The sequence below is a fragment of the Antiquaquibacter soli genome, assembly GCF_030580675.1.
GTDB lineage: Bacteria > Actinomycetota > Actinomycetes > Actinomycetales > Microbacteriaceae > Rhodoglobus > Rhodoglobus soli.
Genome location: NZ_JAUQUB010000001.1, coordinates 906,748 through 927,595 on the forward strand (window position 1 = coordinate 906,748; position 20,848 = coordinate 927,595).

A 20,848-nucleotide genomic window follows, 5' to 3' on the forward strand; every position below is an offset into this window, starting at 1 on the left:
CCCGCGTTCCTAGGCTGACCGCATGAGCAATCCCGTATCCCAGTTGCGCCTCGTCGTCGAGACCGAGGATTTCGAGCGCGCCCTCGAGTTCTACCGCGACGTCCTCGGGCTCCCCGAGGCGGAGTCCTACGAGGGGGAGGGCGGCGCGCGGGTCGCCATCCTCACCGTGCCCTCGGCAACCCTGGAACTCTCCAACCCCGCGCAGATCCGCCTCATCGACGACGTCGAGGTGGGGCGGCCGGTCGCGCGCAGCTATCCGCTGAGCATCCGCGTCGCCTTCGAGGTCGAGGATGCCGCGGTGACGACCGATCGGCTCGTGGCGGGTGGCGCCGACCTCGTCGCCGCCCCGACCGAGACTCCCTGGCGCTCCCTCAATGCGCGGCTCGAGGCCCCGGGGGGCCTGCAGATCACCGCGTTCCAGGAACTGGAGAAGGGCTCCGACTCGGAGTGAGTCGAAGCCCTTCCGAGCATCCCGAGCTCAGCTTCGCGGCGTCGCCCGGCGCAGGATGAAGAACCCCACGACCGCGCAGAGCACCGTGATGACGTAGCTCCACGCGTACACCCCGAGGAGTCCGAGCGAGACGAGCGCCTCGCCGACTGCGGGCCAGCTCTGGGTGAAGGTGAGGTAGGCGACGAGGGCGACGATCAGCAGGCTCAGCACGGCGAAGAACACCGTCACGCCCAGTGACTTCCAGCGCACGTAGACCGCTCCGATCGCCGCTCCGAAGAAGAACCCCAGCGCGAGCAGCGTCAGGTAGGCGAAGGCGCGCCCGGTCCAGCCGCTGTCCCCGAAGTAGATCGCGGTGAACATCCTGCCGCCGAGGCCCCACCCGCCGGTCGCCTCCTCGATCACCGACAGAATCGTGAGCCCCACGGTGTACATCACCGCAAGGAGCGCGAACGTCAGCGCAGACCCGAGCCAGAAGTCGCGGCGGGTCGCCCCGTAGCCGAGCGCGAGCGCGAACGTGAGATTCACGGACTGGATGGCCACGACCATCATGTAGACGAAGATGAACATCGACGCGCCGCTCCACTGGAGGCCGTCGACGGCCTCCACCATGCCCTCGGGGCCGGCGGCCGTGTTGATGATCCACCAGATCAGCCAGTTGATCACGAAGATGAAGCCGAGGATCATCCAGGGCAGCGTGATCGTGGTCCACGGGTTGGCGGTGTTCAGCCGGACCACCGACCAGATGCGGTGGGCGGCGCCCGTCGGTCGGGCGGTCGTGTCGAGTACGGCGGTCATGCGCCGACCTCCTCCTTCTCGGTCATGCTGGTCCTGCGGATGATGAGCTGCTGCAGCGACACCGGGCTGAGCTCGAGGCCGGCCGCCACGGCGGCCGCCTTGTCCTGGTCCGTGAGGCCGGCCACGGTGACGGAGGCGAGTCCGCCGATGCCGTCCCGCTGGAGCACCTCGCGCGAGCCGACGAACGCGTCGACGGCCTTGCTCGTGCCGACGACGGCGGTCGCGGTGCCGCGCAGAGCGTCCGCATCCTGGTCGATGATGATGCGGCCGCGGTCGATCACGAGAACGTGCTCGAGCAGGTTGGCGACCTCGTCGATCAGGTGGGTGGAGAGGATGACCGTGCGCGGGTGCTCCGCGTAGTCCTCGAGGAGGCGGTCGTAGAAGGTCTGGCGCGCGACCGCGTCGAGCCCGAGGTACGGCTCGTCGAAGAAGGTGAGCGGCGCGCGGGCGGCGAGGCCGACGATGACGCCGATCGCCGACAGCTGGCCTCGCGAGAGCTTCTTGATGCGGGTGCGCAACGGGAGCCGGAAGTCGTCGACGAGGCGCTCCGCGTAGTCCGGGTCCCAGTTCGCGAAGAACCAGGGCGCGCTACGGAAGACGTGCCTCGCCTGGAAGTCCTCGGGGTAGCGCTGGCTCTCCTTGATGAACGAGATGCGCTGGAGCACATCGGCGTTCTCGACCGGGGATTCGCCGAAGACCGAGATCCGGCCATCCGTCGCGAACTCCTGGCCGGTCAGCAGGCTCATGAGGGTCGTCTTCCCGGCGCCGTTGCGGCCGAGCAGTCCGTAGATCTTGTTCTCCCCGACGCTGAAGGTCACGTCGTCGACGGCGGCGAGGTCGCCGTAGCGCTTGGTGAGGCTCTGCACCTCGATGACGCTGCTCACTGGTTCTCTTCCTTCCTGATCATCTCGGCGAGCTGGGCGGACCCGATGCCGAGCTTTGCTGCTTCCGCGACGAGCGGACGGATGTAGTCCGCCTGGAACTCGTCTCGGCGCTGGGTGACGAGGCGCTCGCGGGCGCCTTCGGCGACGAACATTCCGATTCCTCGTTTCTTGTAGAGGATGCCGTCGTCCACGAGCAGGGAGACCCCTTTGAGCGCCGTCGCCGGGTTGATCCGGTAGAAGGCCGCGAACTCGTTGGTCGAGGGCACCTGGGTCTCCTCGGCGAGCTGACCCGAGATGATGTCGTTCTCGATCTGCTCGGCGATCTGGACGAAGATCGGGCGTGAGTCGTCCATGGAAACCTCCTTCCCTGCTCCCGTTATTGGGTTAGTTAGTCAGGTAACTAACCAATCAGGTCGAGTCGCGGATGTCAAGTCCTAGGCTCGAAGGGTGTTCGAGCTCCACGACCTCACTGCCCTCGACCAGCTCGGCCAGTTGCGGCGAGGCGAGCTCGGCCCGCGCGCGCTCGCCGAGCACTACCTCGAGCGCATCGAACGGATCGACCCGGCGCTCGGCGCCTTCACGACGGTGACGCGGGATACCGCGCTCCAGCGCGCCGACGCTCTCGAGCACGCCGTGCCGCGGGCTGCCGCGCTCTGGGGCCTCCCGCTCGCCGAGAAGGACCTGTGGTCGCGCGCCGGAGTGCGCACCACCTTCGGTTCCCGCGCCTTCGAGCACTTCGTGCCGGAGGCCTCCGACGAGATCGCCGACACCCTCGACGCCGCAGGCGCGGTGAGCCTCGGGAAGACGAGCACGCCCGAGTTCGGTCTGGCCTCCTACACCGAGTCCCTCGTCGCCGCCCCGACGCGCACTCCGTACGACCTGTCGCTCGGTGCCGGGGGCAGCAGCGGGGGAGCGGCGGCCGCGGTCGCCGCGGGGCTGCTGCCCGTCGCACCCGCGTCGGACGGGGGCGGGAGCATCCGCATCCCCGCCGCCGCGACCGGGCTCGTGGGCCTGAAGCCGTCGCGCGGTCGCGTACCGTCGGGATCGGGTTTCCTGAGTCTCGCGGGGCTCGTCTCGTTCGGCGCCGTCGCCCGCACGGTCGCGGACGCCGCCCTCGTCCTCGACGCGATCGCGGGCCCCTCGCCCTGGTCGGTGGGCCCGCCCACGTGGGACGGCGGTGCCTACCTCAACGCCGCGGTGCGCGGGGAGGGCCGGTTCCAGCTCGGCGTGATGACGAGCTCGCCGTGGGAGGACTCGCACGACATCGTGATCGCTCCCGAGGCGCGAGCGGCGCTCGACGCCGCCGTGCGGGAGCTCGCCGCAATCGGCCACGGTCTCGAGGAGACCTCGCTCGAAACCGAACCCTACGGCGAGCACTTCCGGGTGATCTGGCAGGCGTCGGCGGCGGGCATCCCGGTCGACGGTGACCGCCTGCACCTCCTGGAGCCGCTCACGAGGTGGCTCGTCGAACGCGGGCGCGCCCTTCCGGTGCGCACGCTGACGGCAGCCCTCAGCTGGCTGTCGGGCTACGAGCGCCGCGTCATCCGGCGCTTCGCCCCCTTCGACGCCGTGCTCACGCCCGCCCTCGCGCTCGCGCCGCGCCCCGTCGGCTGGTACGACGCGGAGGACGGGGAGCGCAACTTCGACCAGCAGGTGGAGTACACGCCGTGGACGAGCTTCGTCAACGTCGCCGGGCTGCCCGCGATCGTGCTGCCGGTGCACCACACGGAGGACGGGCTCCCGATGGGCGTTCAGCTGATCGGCCGCCCCGGGGGAGAGGACGTGCTGCTGTCGATCGGCGCGCAGCTCGAGCGTCGCCTGAGGTGGCAGCGGCGGCACCCAGCGAACTGGTAGCAATGGCTTAGGTAAGGCATGCCTATACTGGAGTCATCATGACGACCGCTCTCGCCGCCCGCTGGCACCCGCAGACCGCGGACCGCATCCTCCTCGCGGGCGATGAGTCGGCACTCGAGTCCATCCGAGAGATCGTCGCCGGCCTCGAGCCGAAGACGCGCGGCCAGGTGTTCGTCGAGGTGGCGTCGGCGGCGGACATCCAGCCGATCGTCGCGCCGGGTCGTGTCACCGTGACGTGGCTCGTGCGCGACCGCGGCCAGAGCCTGCGCCGCAGCGTCGACGCGTGGTTGAGCGAGATGCTGCCCGTCTCGGCGTTCGGTGAGTCCACCGTGTACGCGTGGATCGCCGCCGACGGGCCCGCGCGACTGCTCAGCTCGAACTGAGGCCCACGAGCCGCGCCGACTCCTCCCACAGCGCTGCCGCGACCCCCGGCCTGCGGATGACCCGGTTGACGCGCCCGTTCGGCTTCAGCCCGTCGAAGTAGGTGCCGTTCGCCGCACCGACCGTGTCGACGGTCGCGAGCGTCACGAGGGGCGTCGCGCCCTCCTCCGCCGTGATCGCGATCCGGCCGTTCGTCACCCGGTTGCCGAGCTTGACGAGCGCCGATTCCGCGCCGAAGCTCGTGGCGACATAGCCCGGGTGGAACGAGTACGACTCGACGGGCGCGCGCCGCGCGAGCTCTTCGGCGAACAGGATCGTCGCGATCTTGCTCGTGCCGTACGCCCGCCACCCGCCGAGCCAGGGGCGCTTCTGCCACTGCAGGTCGTCGAGTCGGAACGAGCCGAACGTATTGGCGATGCTCGCGGTGCCGATCACGCGGCCACCCGTCAACCGCGGCAGCAACAGGTTCGTGAGCAGGAACGGCGCGAGGTGGTTGTGCTGGATGGTGCGCTCGAAGCCGTCCTTCGAGAGCCCGCGGTGGTGCAGCAGCCCGCCCGCGTTATTGGCGAGCACGTCGATGCGCTCGTACGTGTCGGCCAGGGATGCCGCGAGCCCCCGCACCTCGTCGAGGCTGTCGTAGTCCGCGAGGAACGCCGTGCCGCCCACGCTCGAGGCGACCGCCTTCGTGCGCTCCGGGTTGCGGCCGACGACCGCGACCTCGAAGCCCGCGTCCGCGATTCGCGCGGCGGCGTTGGCGCCGATGCCCGAGCTGGCTCCCGTGATGACGGCGACCGGGGTCACTCGTACCCGCCTTTCTTCAGTCCTGCCTCGATCTCGAAGCGGTTGCGGCGGGCATCCTGCCCGGCCAGCACGTACAGGGGGATGAAGGCCAACCCGTAGCGCTTCCATTGCGCGCGATGCACGGCCTCGTGCTCGAGAACCGAGGGGCGCACGTTGGTCGAGGTCAGGTAGACGGCACCGATCGTCGTGCCGCCCCGCCCGAACGCCCAGGAGGGCATCCCCGGTGCGACCCACACCCCGCCCTCGCGGCGGATGCGGAAGCGGCTCAGCACGCCGCCCCACACGAAACCGCACGCGGTGGCGAACCAGTAGCCCGGCCGCGCAACGATCGGGTGCAGGAGAACGGCGCGCAACCAGCGCACGCGCGTGAGCCGATCCAGGAACGACCCGCGCCCCCGTCGGATCTCGGTCATGGGTGCAGACTACCGGCTGGCGAGGACTACGGTCGGCCGTAGGCCTCGAGGAGGCGCAGCCAGACCTCGTTCATCGTCGGGTATGCGGGAACGGCGTGCCAGAGCCGGTCCAGCGGCACCTCGCCGACGACCGCGATCGTCGCCGCCTGCAGCATCTCCGCGACATCCTGCCCGACGAAGGTCACGCCGAGTACGACTTTGCGCTCCTCGTCGACGACCATCCGCGCGTGTCCCTCGTAGTCGTCGGCCTGGAGGCTCGCGCCGGCGACCCAGCCGAGGTCGTAGTCCACCACGCGGATGTCGAAGCCCGCCTTCCGCGCCTCGTCCGAGGTCAGGCCGACGGATGCCACGGTCGGCTCGCTGAACGTCACCTGGGGTACCGCGCGGTGGTCTGCCGTCGCGACGTGGGCACCCCACGGGGAGTCATCCACGGTCCGACCCTTCGCGCGCGCAGCGATCACGTCGCCCGCCGCGCGCGCCTGGTACTTGCCCTGGTGGGTCAGGAGGGCGCGGTGGTTGACGTCACCGGTGGCGTACAGCCAGTCGAAGCCGCGCACGAGCATGGTGTCATCCACGTCGATCCACCCGCCCGGGGTGAGGCCGACGGTCTCCGCGCCGATATCGCTCGTGCGGGGCACGCGGCCAGTCGCCACGAGCAGCTCGTCGGCGACGACGGCCTCGCCGTCGGAGTGCACCGTGACCTCGCCGCCGGACCGTTCGACTCGAGTGGGAGCCGCGCGCCGGATGTCGACGCCGGAGTCGCGCAGCGCCGCCGTGACGGCTTCGCGGGCGAAGTCCTCCTGCCCGGGCAGCAGCCCGCTACGGGCGAAGACGGTGACCTCGGTGCCGAAGCTCGAGTAGGCGGTCGCCATCTCCACCGCGACGACGCCGCCGCCGATGATCGCGAGTCGCTTCGGTGGAACTCGGGCGCTCGTCGCCTCCCGGGGAGTCCACGGAGCCGCCTCCAGGAGGCCCGGGATGTCCGGCAGCAGCGGGTCGGATCCCGTCGAGATCACGACAGCGTGCCGGGCTGTGAGCGAGCGCTCCGAGCCGTCCGACGTCGTGACGGTCACGCTCTTGACGCCCGAGAGCCGGGCGTGACCGCGGACGAGGTCGATGCCGGCGCCGTGGACCCACTCGACCTGGCCCGAGTCATCCCAGTCGTGGACGATTCGCGTGCGTCGCGCGAGCACGGCCGCGACGTCGACACCGCCCGACACGGCTTCGGCTGCTCCCGGGACCCTTTCGGCTGCCCGCAGTGCCGCCCCGCTACGGATGAGCGCCTTCGACGGCATACAGGCCCAGTACGAGCACTCGCCGCCGACGAGCTCGCTCTCGATGAGGACGGCGGTCAAGCCGCCCTGAACGGCGCGGTCCGCGACGTTCTCCGCGACGGCACCGGCGCCGAGGATGACGACGTCGTACTCGTCGCTCACTTCTCGCTCCTCAGCACGACGCTGCCGCCCCACCCGTCGTAGACGCCGCGGTGCGCCGCGACCACTTGGTAGACCTGCTCCACGAACTCATCCACCGTCTCCCATTCCACATCCGTCGTAGTGGTCGCCTCCAGGAGGTAGGTGCCGAACCCGCGCCGCGACACCCGGACGGTGTAGCCGCTGTCGCGCAGCTGGGCGGCGGCCGCCGCCACGTCCGCGCGCTTGCGGAAGGTCGCCGTGTGATCGACCACTCGCGGCGTGCTCAGCACATCGCCCAGCTTCACCCGTTGCGCGAGCTGCTCCGTGCACATCGAGTGCAGCTCCTCGCGCGTCAGCCCCTTGGTCTTCATTGCTCTACTTTCCGATGAACTCTGCCGGCTGGCGGGAGAGGAACGCCTGCATTCCGATGCGCACATCCTCGGTCGCGGCGAGGCGCACGAGCTCCGGTTGGAGAGCCGCGGCGGCCGCGATCGGGTCGTCGACCGCGGCTCGAGCGCTCGCGAGGGTGGCCTGGACGGCGAGGGGCGCCTGGGCGGCCACGCGGTGCGCGAGCTCCAGCCCGCGCGCGAACTGCTCGCCGTGCGGCACGACCTCTTGCACGAGGCCGAGCCGCAGCGCCTCAGCGGCGTCGAAGGTGTCGGCAGTGAGCATCCAGCGCATGGCGTTGCCCCACCCGATCGCGCGCGGCAGCCGCACCGTCGCGCCCCCGAACGGAAGGATGCCGCGGGCGACCTCGATCTGGCCGAAGGTCGTCGACTCGGCGGCGACGACGATGTCGGAGGCGAGCATGAGCTCGATCCCGAGCGTGAGGCACGTGCCCTGCACCGCGACGACGATGGGCTTGCTCGTTCCGGGGCCCGACACGCGCCACGGATCCAGCCCGCCCTCCGGCACGATCGAGAGCCCGTCCGGGCCGATGCGCGGCGAGACGTCGGCGAGGTCGAGCCCGCCGGTGAAGTGATCGCCGTGCGCGAAGACGAATCCGACGCGCAGCCCGGGGTCGCGCTCGAGTTCGCCGTACGCCGCGCAGAGCGCCTGGAGAAGCGAGAAGTCGGCGGCGTTGCGCTTGTCGGGTCGATTCCAGCCCATGAGCAGCACCGCGCCGTCGCGCTCGACGGTGATGCGGGCCCCCTCGCCGGTCGTCGTCATGCCCCCAGACTACGACGGCCCGGGGACGCGGGGGAGGCCGATCAGCGGGCGAGGGCCCCGATGAGCCTGAGGATGGTCGGCATGTCGTCCACGGCTGCCGCCATGCTCGCGGGTGCGAAGGCGGTGATGCCCGCCCCGGCGAACTCGAACCTCTCGCGAAGGGCTCGAACCGCCTCGACGAGCTGCGCGGCGCCGAGGCCGAAGGGAAGCGGAGCGGCGAGACCCTCGATCTCCGCCGGATCGAGCACGTCGAGATCGACGTGGATGTAGACGGCGGTCGCCCCGGTCGCCTCCACGGCGGCGACGATCGACTCGGCCGAGACGTCGTCGGGGGAGAGCATCGGGATGCCCGTTGCCGCGAGGTACTCCTCCTCGCCGTCGTCGATGGCGCGCGCCCCCGCGATGACTACCCGCGTCGGGTCGAGCGGAACGGCCGGGACGAGCGCGGACGGTCCGTCGCCGAGCAGGGTGCGCAGGACCATCCCGCCGAATGCGCCCGAGGGGCTCGACTCGGGGCTGTTGAGGTCCGGGTGCGCGTCGAACCACACCACAGCGACGCCCGGTGCAGACGCGTGCTCGATCGCTCCGAGCTCGACGCCGCAGTCGCCGCCGATGGTGATCGCCGGGCCGGTCACACCCGCGAGGGTCTCGGCCACGCGATCGCGCACGACGGCGATCGAGCTGAGCCGGTGGACCCCCGTGCCTTGCGCGTCGCCCGCTTCGAGAGGGATGTCGACGACCCGGGTCGCCGCCGACGGCAGATCGCCGCGGATCGCTTCGGCGCCGTCGACGAGCCGCATGGCGCGAGGCGACCCGGAACCCTGCCACTCGGGCGCGACGACGAACGTGACCGCCATAGCTGAACCCTAGCGCGTCGCCCGGGCGAGGTTGGCGACGAGTTCGTCGCGGTTCTGACGGATGCCGTAGGCGGGCTTGTTCGTCTCGACGCGCCAGCTCTCGTCCAGGCTCAGCGGCACGGCGTCGAAGCCGAGCTCGTCGTAGAGCGCCGTCACCCGAGCGACGGAGTCCGCGTCGTCACCCGCGAGTGCGAGGGCACGGCGGTTCGGTGTGCCCGCGGGGGAGCCCGTTGACAGGATCTCCGCCGCCCCGATGTGGTTGAAGGCCTTCACCACGTGGCTGGTCGGCAGGTGGTGCTGCAGGAGCCTGCTCGACGTCGCCGTCTTCTCGTCGAGTTCGGCAATGTGACCGTCGCGCTGCGGGTAGTAGTTGTTCGTGTCGAGGACGGTCTTGCCGGCGAGGGGTTCGACGGGCACCTCGCGGTAGCGGCCGAGCGGGATGGTGACCACGACGAGGTCTCCCGCTTCCGCCGCTTCCGCGGGCGTGGCGGCCCGGGCGTGCGGTCCGAGGTCGGCGACGAGGGCCTCGAGCGTCTCCGGGCCGCGCGAGTTGCTCAGCACGACGTCGTAGCCGTGCTGGATGGCCGCCCGCGCGACACTCGACCCGATGTTGCCTGCCCCGATGAATCCGATGGTTGTCATGGTGTCCTCAACACGACGACGGCCCCGGAGGATTCCCCGGGGCCGTCGTTAATGCGTCGCGGACTACTGCTCGATCGCCTGCGGGGATCCGCCCGCCTTGAGCGCGGCGAGCCGGGCCTCGATCTCGGTCTGCTTGTCGAGGTCCTCGAGGCTCTCGAACTGGGCATCGAGGGTCGAGGCGGCGAGCTCCTGCTGGCCCAGTACCTTGGCCTCCTCGCGCCGGATCTTCTCCTCGAAGCGGCTGATCTCGCTCGTGGGGTCGAGGATGTCGATCGAGCCGATCGCCTCGTGCACCTGCTTCTGCGCCTCCGCAGTCTTCGCGCGAGCGACGAGCTCGTCGCGCTTGGAGGTCAGCTCGTTGAGCTTCGCGCGCATGCCCTCGAGGCCCTTCTTGAGCTGCTCGACGACCGCCGTCTGCGATGCGATCGTCGGCTCGACGGCTTTCGCCTCGTTCTCGGAGGACACCTGCTTGCCGAGCGCCACCTTCGCCAGGTTGTCGAACTTGTCGGCGTCCACGGTGTTGCCGGCGGACCGCAGTTCGTCGGCCTTTGAGCTCGCGGCGAGGGCCTTGCGGCCCCAGTCCTGGGCGGCCGTGACATCCTCGGCGTGGTCCTGCTCCATGAGCCGCAGGTTCCCGATCGTCTGGGCGACCGCGCTCTCGGCCTCGGCGATGGAGTTCGTGTAGTCGCGCACGAGCTGGTCGAGGAGTACCTGGGGGTCCTCGGCCTGGTCCAGGAGGGCGTTGATGTTCGCCTTCAGGAGCTGGGTGATGCGTCCGAGGATGGATTGCTTCGCCATCGAGCGTGCCTTTCGTGAGGGGACCGGTGGGATGAGCCCGTGTTTAGAACCTACCGCCGCGGCTGCGGCGGCCACCACTGCCGCGGCTGGAGCTGCGCGAGCTGCCCCCGAACGAGCCGGAGCGACTGCTGCGCGAGCTGCGGCTGCTTCCGCCCGACCGCGAGCTCGACCAGCTGCTCCCGCTGCGAGAGCCGCCGCCGGATGACCAGCCGCCGCCGCCCCCGCTGAACACGCCGTCGAGGAATCCGCCGAGCAGGCCGCCCAGATCCGCGCCGTCGGAGCCATCGCTCCAGGCGGGGCCGCCGTACTGCTGCTGCCGCGAGTAGCGCGAGACGTCGTTCTGGGCGAGGTCGAACGCGGTCGCCCCGAGCCGACCCGCCTGCTCCGCCTCGGTGAGCGCGGCGACCGGGTCGGACGCCGCGAGGGCGATCGCCTGCTGAAGCCGTCGGTCCGCCTCGGCCACGCGGGTTCGGGCGGGCTCGCCCACGCCGCCGCGGCGGGTCGAGATGAACTCGGCCGCACTCTGGATCTGGGCTCGCGCCGAGCTGATCGCGGCGTCGAGCTTCGTCCGCGCCTGGGCGACCCGGTGCTGGGCGTCGCGAGTGGCCGTGAACACCGTCTCGAGGGCGGAGTTCGCCTCCGAGAGCTTCACGATTGCGGCGGCGGGGTCCGAGCGGGCATCCATGGCGGCGGCGAGGGCGCGCTCGGCGTCGGCGATCGCCGGCCCCAGCGTCGCGCTCGAGGCATCCTGCGGCAGCGCGCGCGCGTCGGCGATGTCCTGCGTGGTGTCGGCGATGACGGCGTCGAGCTTCGCGGTGGCATCGCCGAGCTCGCGTGACAGTGCGTCGACCGCGTCGAACAGCTGATTCGCCTGCCCGACCGAGGATTGAGCCGACCGCACCGCGACGGCGGCCTCGCTCGCCGCACCGGAGGAAATCGCCTTCCGCGCAGCCGCGACAGCGGAGTCGGCGAACTCGAGCAGCTTCGAGGCCTGGTCCACATTGTGCGCCACCGGGCCGACGACGGCGGCGGCGTAGGTCGACGAGAGCGCGGCGATGGACGATCGCACCGCGTCGACCCGTGCCCGCGTGGCAGCACCGGCCGCGACCGTCGCCTCCAGCGCCTGCGGAGCGTTCTTCTCGAGCTCGCGCAGATCGTCGAACGCGTCTGCCTGGCTGTCGAGCTCCGCGTCCGCCGCCTCGCACAGCTGGATGATGCGGGTCGTCAGCTCCCGCTTCTCTGCGTCCGTCTCGGGCTGCGCGTCGTCGAGCTTCTGCTTGAGCGCGAAGGCCTCCGCGACCTTGGCCTTCGCGCCGGCGAGAACGGCGGTGAAGTCCTTCGTGGCATCGTCTCCGAACTGGGCGACGGCGAACCCGAGCTCCTGCTCGCTCGTCTTGAGCGAGTCGTCGAGCTGCACCAGGAGGCTCCCCGCCCGGGTGTCGAGCTCCTTCTGGGTCATCCGGTCGGGGGCGGCCGTCGTCTCTCCGGCGCTGTTCCGGCGGCGGATGCGCGAGTAGATGAACACCCCGCCGCCGATCACCACGGCGCCACCGAGCACCGGCAGCCAGGGGAACTCGCGGGTGGACGTCGCCGGATCCGTGGGCTGCGGGTCGGTGTCGGGGCCCGGTCCCACGACCCCCGTGGCCGACGCCTCGAGCGACTGGGCGCCCGCGATCGCCGCATCCGCCCACGCATCGTCGCGCAGCTCCGACTCGATCGCGCTCTCGGCGTCATCGAGCTGGGCGTCGCTCAAGGGGAACGCCGAGTCGACCGAGAGCGCGTACTGCCGGTCCTCGACGGCGACAGCAAGGAGGAGGTCGTTCGCGCCCAGCCCGTTGTCGATCGCGGTCGTATCCGCCCAGTCGACGGCGTCGGTCGCGCCGGTGAACGAGTCGACGTACACGACGAACAGCTGGATGCCCGCCCGCTCGTACAGCGAGTCCAGGGCATCCATCACCCGCGACTCGTCGCCCGACACGGCCCCGACGGTGTCGAGCACGTAGGCGCCGTTCAGGTCGACGGGGTCCTCGGCGCTCGCGGCGAGCGGAGCGGACAGGGCGAAAATGCTGCCGGCGAGAAGGGCCGCGGCGGCGCTCAGTCGTGACCTCATGGGAACTCCTCCAAGACGTGGACGCCCCAGAAGTCTAGGCGGCGGGTCAGTCGATCCGGAGGGGAACCGGGGGTGAGACGACGAGATCGGTGAGAGCCGGCAGGTCGGGGTCAAGCACGTCGGGCACGAAGTCGAGGGAGACGAGCACGTCGTAGTCACCGGCTGGCAGCGGCGTCGTACCCGGCTCCTCGAGGCCCGGCTCGCACGCCGTCGTCGGCACCGTGATCGGCTGCTGGAGCGACTCCCCGGGGGCGAGATCGAGCACGTTCGCGATGAGGATGACCGCGCGTCCGCTGTGCGACACCGTGACGCCGCCCTGCACGACCGTGACCGACGGGACGCCGAAGGTGCCGGTCACCCGGTCTCCCGAGGCGTTCGTGACGGTGAGGACGGAGCCCTCGACTCTCGCCTCCAGCCCGTACATGCTGCCGGTCGCGTCGGGCACCGGGGCGCCGCACGTGAGGTAGGCGTAGGGGTCGCGCTTGAGCGACTGCTGCAGCTCGGAGTCGGCGGCCGAACCGCCCTCCATCGCGGGCGCCGAGTCCGACATCGTGGTCGACTGCGGAGCGCTCACGATGGTGGGCACCGCGAGCACGCCGATCCCCGCTATCGCGAGCACCCCCACCGCCCCCGCTCCGAGCTGCGCCGGCAGTCGACGGCGTCGGGAGGCGCGGATGACCGCCTCGGTGTCGATCGGGCGGGGGGCCGGGACGGCCCCGAGCATCCGTCGCAGGTCGTCCTCAGTGGCCACGGGGCCCTCCCGTCTCGTCATCCTCGAGCTCGATGGCGAGCTTGCCGAGCGCGTCGCTCAGGTAGCGCTTGACGGCTCCCGCGCTGATCTCGAGCGTCTCGGCGATGTCGTCGACCTTGAGGTCCTCGTAGTAGCGCAGCACGATGCACGCGCGCTCGCGCGGGGTCAGTCGCTGGAGCTCGGCCATGAGGTCCAGTCGGGCGTGGGTCTCCGCGTCGCGGGGCTCGTCCACCTCGGGTGCGGCCGTGAGGTGCGCGATCTTGCGCCAGCGGGACGAGCGCCGCCCCGAATCGAGGTGGGTGTTCAGGATGGCGCGGCGCACGTACGCCTCCGCGCTCGCGATCGAGTGACCGTTGCGCAGTCGGCCGAACGTCTTGACGAGGGCGTCCTGCACGAGGTCGGCGGCGTCGTCGCGGCTTCCCGAGATGAGGTACGCGTAGCGCGTGAGCGCCTCGCCGCGCTCCGCGACGAGTCGCGTCACGATGTCCTCCCACCGCGGGGCGGGACTGGGGGCGCTCTCCACGAGTGCTCTCCTTGTCGGTCGGCTCAGCGACTCAACCGTAATCGTGCTCACACCTACTGAGACGACCGACAGGGCGGAAAGGTTGGGATGGCCCGCGTCTGGCTTCTACCCCAGCTTGGCGCGGAGCACCTCGAGCTGCCGGGAGACGGCCTCCGGCACGCGCCCCTCGAACGAGTCGAAGAACGCCGCCGTGTCATCCGCTTCCGCGCGCCAGCTGTCGGCGTCGACGGCGAACAACTCAGCAAGGTCGGCTTCGCTGACATCGAGGCCCTCGGTGTTGAGGTCGCCGGGGGCCGGGACCAGCCCGAGCGGGCTCTCCGTCGCGGCGACCTGGCCGTCGACCCGCTCGAGAATCCACTCGAGTACGCGGGAGTTCTCCGCGAAACCCGGCCACAGGAAGCGGCCGTCGGCGCCCTTGCGGAACCAGTTGACCTGGAAGATTCGCGGCACCGACCCGGACCGGCGCAGCTCCTGGCCCACGGCGAGCCAGTGGGCCCAGTGGTCGGCCATGTTGTAACCGCAGAACGGCGCCATGGCGAACGGGTCGCGGCGCAGTTCTCCGAGAGTGCCTTCGGCGGCCGCCGTCCGCTCGGACGAGATCGTGGCGCCCAGGTAAACGCCGTGCTCCCAATCCCGTGCCTCCACCACTAGCGGCACGTTGGTCGCGCGGCGACCGCCGAAGATGATCGCGTCGATGACGACGCCCTGCGGATCCTCCCAGTCGTCCGAGATGCTCGGGCACTGACGGGCGGCCACAGTGAACCGTGAGTTCGGGTGGGCGGCGGGGCGACCGGATGCTGGCGTCCACTCCTTGCCCTCCCAGTCGATGAGGCGGGCCGGCGGTGTGTCGCTCATGCCCTCCCACCAGACGTCGCCGTCCTCGCGGAGGGCGACGTTCGTGAAGATGGTGTTGCCCCACAGGGTGTCCATCGCGGTCTGGTTCGTCGAGTAGCCGGTGCCCGGCGCGACTCCGAAGAAGCCCGCCTCGGGGTTGATGGCGCGCAGCCGCCCGTCGGCGCCGCGGCCGAGCCAGGCGATGTCGTCGCCGACCGTCTCGACGGTCCAGCCCGGGATGCTCGGGGAGAGCATCGCGAGGTTGGTCTTGCCGCACGCGCTCGGGAACGCCGCCGCGACGTGGAAGACGCGACCGCGCGGGTTGGTGACCTTGATGAGGAGCATGTGCTCGGCCAGCCAGCCCTCGTCGCGGGCCATGACCGACGCGATACGGAGGGCGAAGGCCTTCTTCGCGAGGATCGCGTTGCCGCCGTAGGCCGAGCCGAACGACCAGATCTCGCGCGACTCGGGGAAGTGCGAGATGTACTTGGTGTCGTTGCAGGGCCACGGAACATCGGCCTGCCCGAGTGCGAGCGGGGCGCCGACGGAGTGGATGGCGCGCACCCACGGCGTCGACGGGCCGATCTGCTGCAGCGCCTCCGACCCCATGCGCGTCATGATTCCCATGCTCGCGACGACGTACGGGGAGTCCGTGACCTGCACGCCGAGGCGTGAGAGCGGGGACCCGATCGGTCCCATCGAGAACGGCACGACGTAGAGGGTGCGCCCGCGCATGCTTCCGTCGAACAGCCCCTCGAGCGTCGAGCGCATCTCGACGGGGTCGGCCCAGTTGTTGGTCGGCCCGGCGTCGGAGGGATCGACCGAGCAGATGAAGGTGCGCTCCTCGATGCGAGCCACGTCGCTCGGGTCGCTGCGCGCGAGGAAGCTGTAGGGGCGGTGCTCGGCGTTGAGCTTGATGAGGGTGCCCGCCTCGACCATGGCCTTGGCGAGGGCATCCCACTCAGCCTTGGATCCGTCGCACCAGACGACGCGGTCGGGGAGGGTCAGGGCTGCGATGTCGTCCACCCACTGCGCGACGGCGGCGTCGGTGCCGTCAGGGGCGGGGGAGAACGAGCGCGTCACTGCGGCGATGCTCATGGGTGTCCTTTCCGCTGGCAAGAATGTGGTGTGTTTCCACTCTGGTAGGCACGAACGGACTTCTGTCGAGAAATCGACTGGAAAGATTCCGGGAACTTTCGATATGGTGGCGACGTGAACGATCTTGCGACCCTCGGTCAGCGCATCCGGCACTTCCGCACTCGCGCTGGGCTCACCCTCGACCAGCTCGGAGAACGGGTCGGTATCGCGGGGAGCCAGCTCTCGCTCATGGAGAACGGACGTCGCGAGCCGCGGCTCACCCTCCTCACCTCCATCGCCGAGGCCACGGGGGTCCAGCTCGCCGACCTGCTCGATACGGCTCCGCCGACGAAACGGGCGGCTCTCGAGATCGAACTGGAGCGCGCCCAGCGGTCGAGCCTCTACGCCTCGCTCGGTCTGCCGAGCATCCGTGCCTCGAAAGCACTCACCGACGAGACGCTCGAGGCCATCGTCGGGATGCACCACGAGCTCGCCCGGCGGGCGCGAGAGGCGATCGCGACCCCGGAGGAGGCGCGACGCGCGAACACCGAGCTCCGACTTCACATGCGCACGCTCGACAACTACTTGCCCGAGATCGATGACATCGCCGAGAAGATCCTGTCGGACATCGGCCACACCGCAGGCGCTCTCACCCACCGCGAGGTGAGCCTCATCGCCGAGAAGCTCGGGTTCGAGCTCGTCCACGTCGGCGACTTGCCGCACTCGGCCCGGTCCGTGATCGACCTCGAGAACGGCCGGGTGTACCTGCCGCCCGCGTCCATCCCGGGCGGGCACGGGTTGCGCGGCATGGCGCTGCAGGCGCTCGGCCACCGAGTCCTCGGGCACGAGCATCCCGCCACCTACGCCGACTTCCTCCGGCAGCGCCTCGAGATCAACTACTTCGCTGCGGCCGTGCTCATGCCAAGGCGCCAGTCGGTGGAGTTCCTGCAGCAGGCGAAGGCCGACCGCAACATCGCCGTCGAGGACTTCCGCGACGCGTTCGGCGTCACTCACGAGGCGGCGGCCCTGCGCTTCACGAACCTCGCGACAGCCCACCTCGACCTCGAGGTCCACTTCCTCCGGGTGAGCGACGACGGTGCCGTCGCGAAGGCCTACGAGAATGACGGGCTCCGGCTCCCCGTCGACGTGACCGGTTCGACCGAGGGGCAGTTCGTGTGCCGGCACTGGAGCGCGCGCACCGCGTTCACCCGCACCAACCGGACGACCGAGTTCTACCAGTACACCGACACCCCCGAGGGCACCTTCTTCGATTCCACCCAGACCGGAACGACGTCCGCGGAGGAGTTCTCGATCACCATCGGCGTCCCGTTCGCGCACTCCAAGTGGTTCCGCGGCCGGGAGACCCAGAACCGCACCCGGTCGACGTGCCCCGACGAGAACTGCTGCCGCCGCCCGTCACCCGACCTCTCGGGCCGGTGGGCCGGCCGGGCGTGGTCGAGCGCCAAGCTGCACGCCCACATCCTGTCGCCGCTGCCGTCGGGCACCTTTCCCGGCGTCGACGACCGGGAGCTCTACGAGTTCCTGCAGTCGCACTCCGTGCAGTCGGACTAGCCGAGCTCCTCCGCGGCGCGACGGCCCGCCTCGCGCAACCACGCCGCCGTGTCCGCGAGGGATGCCTCGGCCGACCCCGCGAGCTCGGTGAGCGACGCCGACCACACCCCGCCGCTCGCCGTCACCTGTCCGGCGATGACGCCCACCCGCTCGGCCCCGGCGAGCCCGATGAGCTGGCCGACGAGCTTGCCGCCGAGCGACTGGTCGTCGAAGCGCCCCTCGCCCGTCAGCACGAGGTCGGCCTCGCCGATCGCCGAGGGCAGACCCGAGAGCGTCATGAGGTAGTCGGCGCCCGGTTCGATCCGCGCCTTCCACGCCGCGGCGAATCCGTAGCCGGCGCCGCCCGCCGCGCCGGAGCCGGGAGCGAGAGGGTCGCCGCCGAGGAATCGGGAGAAGTGGCCGAGAGCGCGATCGAGCTCGGCGACCTGTTCAGGGGATGCGCCCTTTTGCGGCCCGAAGACCGCGGCCGCGCCGGAAGGGCCCAGCAGGGGAGCCGTGACATCAGTGAGCAGGACGACACCGCCGGCCGGCGGGGCGACGAGCTCGTCCCGATCGATCCGGAGCACCTCGAGGAGCCCTGCTCCGCCGTCCGGCACGGGCTCGCCCTGCTCGTCGAGCAGGAGCAGCCCCAGGGCGCTCAGGGCACCGGCACCGCCATCCGTCGACGCTGACCCGCCCAGTCCGATCACGACGGACCTCGCGCCCGCGTCGAGGGCGGCTCGGATCACCTCGCCGAGTCCGCGGGTCGTCGCCGTCAGGGGCGCGGGAGAGGCCATGAGCGGCAGCCCGCTGCTCTGGGCGAGCTCCGTGACGGCCGTGCCGTCGGGCAGCTCGAGCCACTCCCCGGGAACAGGCCGCCCATCGGGGCCGGTCACGAGTCCGGCGCTGCGCCGCCGCGCACCCGGCACCGCCGCCTCGACCGCGTCCAGGGTTCCCTCGCCGCCGTCCGCCTGCGGCATGAGCACGAGCTCGTCGTCGGGTCGGACGGATGCCCATCCCTCCGCGATCGCGTCGGCGACCAGCCGCGCGGAGAGGGAGCCCTTGAAGGAGTCGGGCGCGATGACAACGGTGTTCGGCACGGGGGACAGCGTAGCGGTCGGGTATCCTCGGTCTGTGCCGCGCCCGACCACGACTCGACGTCTTTCGCGCGCACTCGGACTGGTCCTCGTGCCGATTCTGCTCGCCGGGTGCGCGAGCGCGTCGAGCGCTGCAGAGGACGCGCCGGGACGGGCCAGCCGCCATCCGGATCCCTCGCCGATCACGTTCGCCGTCGTCGGCGACTCGATCACCGCGTGGACGTCGCTCGAGCCCGGACTCAGCTCGTGGGTGGGTACGGCACGGTCCGCCCGCGTGCTGCTCAAGGGCGGGTGGGCGGTCGCCGGGGCGACCACGGTCGACATGCTCGCCGGTGTCGACGATGTGCCCGACGCCGACGTCCTCGTCGTGATGGCGGGCACCAACGACATCCTCGGCGGGGCGACGGATGCCTCCCTCGCGGCCACGGCCGACCGCATCACCGAGATCGTCCGGGAGACCGGCATCGACCGTGTGGTGCTCTCGGCGGTCGCCCCGAACGACTTCCGCCAGGAGGGCACGGAGAAGCTCAACGATGCTCTCGCGGCGCTCGCCGCGCGCCACGGCTGGACGTGGTTCGACCCGTGGATGTTCGTCCGCGAAGCGGACGGCGGGTATGTGCGAGGAGTGAGCGCCGACGGCATCCACCCGAGCCGCCAGGTGGAGATGCGCGTGGGCACCGAGCTGCGCGGGGTCATCCTCGATTCAGGCCGCGACTGATCGGGTCCGGTACGGAACCGCTCAGCGCGCGAGCGACTCCGCGGGCAGCTCGAACCAGCGCAGCGCCTCGAAGTCGGCGCTGAGCCGCTCGTCGCCGAGCCGATCCCGCCCGTCCGGCTCGGGAAGCGAGCCGAGCAGGTCGCGGGCCTCCGCGAGGTAGCCCGCGAGAGCCGACTCCGGAGCCGTGTCGTCGTGTCTCGGGTAAGTGAGTCTGCCCTCGGCGTCGTACCGCACGTGCGCGAGCCGCAACGGCGGCTCGACCGCGCCGTCGCGGTGCCGCCACAGCCCCGTGTCGGGATCGAACCGGTACTGGGGCACGAGCCGGTGACCGAGGTCGGCGACGAGGGAGACGGCGTCGACGATGTAGCGGAAGACCTCGTCGCTGATGAAGTAGTTGAAGCTCACCCGCACCCAGCCGGGTTTGATCCCCTCGCAGCCGCCCGAGATCTCGCGTTCGAACTCGTGCGACCGCTCGATGTCGATGCCGAGCAAGCGGTGGCCGTAGGGGCCCGCGCACGAGCATCCGCCCCGGGCCTGGATTCCGAAGAGGTCGTTGAGGATGGCGACGACGACGTTGTGGTGCAGGTAGAGCCCGCCAGGGCGCTTGATGACGAAGGACATGATCGAGAGCCGGTCGGCGGTCGCGCTGCCGAGCACCTGGATGCTCGGGTGCGCGTCCCACTCGGCCCGGGCCTGCGCGAGGAACCGCGACTCCAGGGAGTGGATCGTGTCGACGCCGACCTCGTCCTTGAGCGCGAACACGAGGCCCGCGCGGATGGATTCGATGATCGCGGGCGTGCCGGCCTCCTCGCGGTGCGCGGCGTGGGTGATGAAGCGGTGCTCGAGCGGGTTCACGTAGGAGACCGTCCCGCCGCCGACGACGTCGGGCACCGAGTTGGTCAGGAGCGCCCGGTTGACGACGAGCACCCCCGGGGTCCCCGGCCCGCCGATGAACTTGTGGGGGGAGAGGAAGACCGCGTCCGCCTTCGAGGCGTCGATGGTCACGTACGGTCCCGCGGCAGCGTAGTCCCAGAACGCCAGGGCGCCGTACTCGTGGAGGAGCGCCGTGATGCGCTCCGTATCTGTGAGGATGCCCGTGACATTGCTCGCGGCGCTGAACGAGCCGATGATCAGGGGGCGCTCCCGGAACTCCTCGAGCCGAGCGCGGAGCGCGTCCTCGTCCACGTGCCCGTCGGCGTCCTCGGGGATCGTGACGACCTCGGCGATCGACTCTCGCCACGGCAGCTCGTTGCTGTGGTGCTCGAACGGGCCGATGAGCACGACCGGTCGCTCCTCGGGCGGGATGCTCGCGCTCAAGCCGTGGCGACGGTCGAGGTCGGCGGGCAGCCGGAGGCCCAGGATGCCGACGATCTTGTCGATCGCACCGGTTGAGCCACTGCCCGCGAAGATGACGACGGTGTCGTCGGTGCCGTGCACGGCTCGATGGATGATCGCGCGCGCGTCCTCGCGCAACCGAGTCGTCTGCAGGCCCGTCCCACTCGATTCGGAGTGGGTGTTCGCGTAGCGGGGAAGCACCTCGTCGCGGATGAAGTCCTCGATGAATCCGAGGGCCCGGCCGCTCGCCGTGTAGTCCGCGTAGGTCACGCGGCGACTCCCGAATGGGCCGTGCATGAGCTGGTCGTCGCCGATGACGGACTCGCGGATCCGCGCGAGGATCGGCGCCGCCGGGTCATCCATGGCGCCAGGCTAACAGCGCCGCTACTGT

The 20,848-nt window shown here is 70.8% G+C and carries 22 protein-coding genes; 5 read left to right on the plus strand and 17 right to left on the minus strand.

What is annotated here, in order from left to right; genetic code table 11:
• Positions 1-22 precede the first annotated feature (22 nt).
• Positions 23-451 carry a VOC family protein gene (locus Q5716_RS04445; protein ID WP_305001883.1) on the plus strand — a complete coding sequence of 143 codons (429 nt, stop codon included), beginning with the start codon at positions 23-25 and terminating at the stop codon, positions 449-451.
• A 27-nt stretch (positions 452-478) separates the two neighbouring features.
• Here the strand turns inward: Q5716_RS04445 and Q5716_RS04450 are convergent, their stop codons facing one another.
• From Q5716_RS04450 to Q5716_RS04460, 3 genes are read right to left on the minus strand one after another with little or no spacing between them, the layout of a single operon-like run.
• Positions 479-1,246 carry an ABC transporter permease gene (locus Q5716_RS04450; RefSeq protein WP_305001884.1) on the minus strand — a complete coding sequence of 256 codons (768 nt, stop codon included), beginning with the start codon at positions 1,244-1,246 and terminating at the stop codon, positions 479-481.
• Entirely contained in the window at positions 1,243-2,130 is an 888-nt protein-coding gene (locus Q5716_RS04455) for an ABC transporter ATP-binding protein (RefSeq protein WP_305001885.1), read from the minus strand. Before Q5716_RS04455 ends, Q5716_RS04450 begins: the two co-directional genes overlap by 4 nt.
• Positions 2,127-2,483: a GntR family transcriptional regulator gene (locus Q5716_RS04460; RefSeq protein WP_305001886.1), complete on the minus strand. Its 357-nt coding sequence runs from the start codon at positions 2,481-2,483 to the stop codon at positions 2,127-2,129. The genes Q5716_RS04455 and Q5716_RS04460 overlap by 4 nt, the downstream gene beginning before the upstream one ends.
• Before the next feature lie 94 nt (positions 2,484-2,577).
• Here Q5716_RS04460 and Q5716_RS04465 point away from each other — a divergent pair, with 94 nt between their 5' ends.
• Positions 2,578-3,984, plus strand: coding sequence for an amidase (locus Q5716_RS04465; protein WP_305001887.1), 1,407 nt, complete (start codon positions 2,578-2,580; stop codon positions 3,982-3,984).
• A 38-nt stretch (positions 3,985-4,022) separates the two neighbouring features.
• Positions 4,023-4,367 carry a siderophore-interacting protein gene (locus Q5716_RS04470; protein ID WP_305001888.1) on the plus strand — a complete coding sequence of 115 codons (345 nt, stop codon included), beginning with the start codon at positions 4,023-4,025 and terminating at the stop codon, positions 4,365-4,367.
• On the opposite strand, the gene Q5716_RS04475 is transcribed toward Q5716_RS04470, so the two are convergent.
• The 12 genes from Q5716_RS04475 to Q5716_RS04530 all read right to left on the minus strand — a co-directional run bounded on the left by Q5716_RS04475 (position 4,354) and on the right by Q5716_RS04530 (position 15,777).
• Positions 4,354-5,166: an SDR family NAD(P)-dependent oxidoreductase gene (locus Q5716_RS04475; protein ID WP_305001889.1), complete on the minus strand. Its 813-nt coding sequence runs from the start codon at positions 5,164-5,166 to the stop codon at positions 4,354-4,356. The two genes, Q5716_RS04470 and Q5716_RS04475, sit on opposite strands and share 14 nt — an antisense overlap.
• A complete protein-coding gene (locus Q5716_RS04480) occupies positions 5,163-5,579 on the minus strand; it encodes a hypothetical protein (RefSeq protein ID WP_305001890.1) in 417 nt (138 codons plus the stop codon). Before Q5716_RS04480 ends, Q5716_RS04475 begins: the two co-directional genes overlap by 4 nt.
• A 26-nt stretch (positions 5,580-5,605) precedes the next feature.
• Positions 5,606-7,015 carry a dihydrolipoyl dehydrogenase family protein gene (locus Q5716_RS04485; RefSeq protein ID WP_305001891.1) on the minus strand — a complete coding sequence of 470 codons (1,410 nt, stop codon included), beginning with the start codon at positions 7,013-7,015 and terminating at the stop codon, positions 5,606-5,608.
• Complete coding sequence (locus Q5716_RS04490; protein WP_305001892.1) at positions 7,012-7,365, minus strand: ribonuclease E inhibitor RraB; 354 nt, start codon at positions 7,363-7,365, stop codon at positions 7,012-7,014. Before Q5716_RS04490 ends, Q5716_RS04485 begins: the two co-directional genes overlap by 4 nt.
• Positions 7,366-7,369: 4 nt before the next feature.
• Positions 7,370-8,164 (minus strand): crotonase/enoyl-CoA hydratase family protein, encoded by a 795-nt coding sequence (locus Q5716_RS04495; protein WP_305001893.1) that lies wholly within the window; start codon positions 8,162-8,164, stop codon positions 7,370-7,372.
• A 41-nt stretch (positions 8,165-8,205) separates the two neighbouring features.
• Positions 8,206-9,021, minus strand: coding sequence for an arginase family protein (locus Q5716_RS04500; RefSeq protein WP_305001894.1), 816 nt, complete (start codon positions 9,019-9,021; stop codon positions 8,206-8,208).
• Positions 9,022-9,030: 9 nt separating this feature from the next.
• The gene (locus Q5716_RS04505) at positions 9,031-9,663 is read right to left on the minus strand and encodes an NADPH-dependent F420 reductase (RefSeq protein WP_305001895.1); all 633 of its coding nucleotides are present in this window, start codon (positions 9,661-9,663) and stop codon (positions 9,031-9,033) included.
• Positions 9,664-9,726: 63 nt separating this feature from the next.
• On the minus strand, positions 9,727-10,461 hold the full coding sequence (locus Q5716_RS04510; RefSeq protein ID WP_305001896.1) for a PspA/IM30 family protein: 735 nt from the start codon (positions 10,459-10,461) through the stop codon (positions 9,727-9,729).
• A gap of 43 nt (positions 10,462-10,504) precedes the next feature.
• Positions 10,505-12,571: a TPM domain-containing protein gene (locus tag Q5716_RS04515; RefSeq protein ID WP_305001897.1), complete on the minus strand. Its 2,067-nt coding sequence runs from the start codon at positions 12,569-12,571 to the stop codon at positions 10,505-10,507.
• 46 nt (positions 12,572-12,617) lie between these two features.
• On the minus strand, positions 12,618-13,322 hold the full coding sequence (locus Q5716_RS04520) for a hypothetical protein (protein WP_305001898.1): 705 nt from the start codon (positions 13,320-13,322) through the stop codon (positions 12,618-12,620).
• A complete protein-coding gene (locus Q5716_RS04525; protein WP_305001899.1) occupies positions 13,312-13,845 on the minus strand; it encodes a SigE family RNA polymerase sigma factor in 534 nt (177 codons plus the stop codon). Before Q5716_RS04525 ends, Q5716_RS04520 begins: the two co-directional genes overlap by 11 nt.
• Before the next feature lie 105 nt (positions 13,846-13,950).
• Positions 13,951-15,777 carry a phosphoenolpyruvate carboxykinase (GTP) gene (locus Q5716_RS04530; RefSeq protein ID WP_305001900.1) on the minus strand — a complete coding sequence of 609 codons (1,827 nt, stop codon included), beginning with the start codon at positions 15,775-15,777 and terminating at the stop codon, positions 13,951-13,953.
• 114 nt (positions 15,778-15,891) lie between these two features.
• Between Q5716_RS04530 and Q5716_RS04535 the strand changes: the two genes are divergently transcribed.
• Complete coding sequence (locus Q5716_RS04535) at positions 15,892-17,328, plus strand: helix-turn-helix transcriptional regulator (RefSeq protein ID WP_305001901.1); 1,437 nt, start codon at positions 15,892-15,894, stop codon at positions 17,326-17,328.
• On the opposite strand, the gene Q5716_RS04540 is transcribed toward Q5716_RS04535, so the two are convergent.
• Positions 17,325-18,407 carry a glycerate kinase gene (locus Q5716_RS04540; RefSeq protein ID WP_305001902.1) on the minus strand — a complete coding sequence of 361 codons (1,083 nt, stop codon included), beginning with the start codon at positions 18,405-18,407 and terminating at the stop codon, positions 17,325-17,327. The genes Q5716_RS04535 and Q5716_RS04540 overlap by 4 nt on opposite strands.
• An 88-nt stretch (positions 18,408-18,495) precedes the next feature.
• On the opposite strand from Q5716_RS04540, the gene Q5716_RS04545 reads away from it, so the two are divergent.
• On the plus strand, positions 18,496-19,122 hold the full coding sequence (locus tag Q5716_RS04545) for an SGNH/GDSL hydrolase family protein (RefSeq protein WP_305001903.1): 627 nt from the start codon (positions 18,496-18,498) through the stop codon (positions 19,120-19,122).
• Positions 19,123-19,143: 21 nt separating this feature from the next.
• Here Q5716_RS04545 and Q5716_RS04550 read toward each other — a convergent pair whose 3' ends face one another.
• A complete protein-coding gene (locus tag Q5716_RS04550) occupies positions 19,144-20,820 on the minus strand; it encodes an aminotransferase class V-fold PLP-dependent enzyme (RefSeq protein ID WP_305001904.1) in 1,677 nt (558 codons plus the stop codon).
• Between the last annotated feature and the right edge of the window lie 28 nt (positions 20,821-20,848).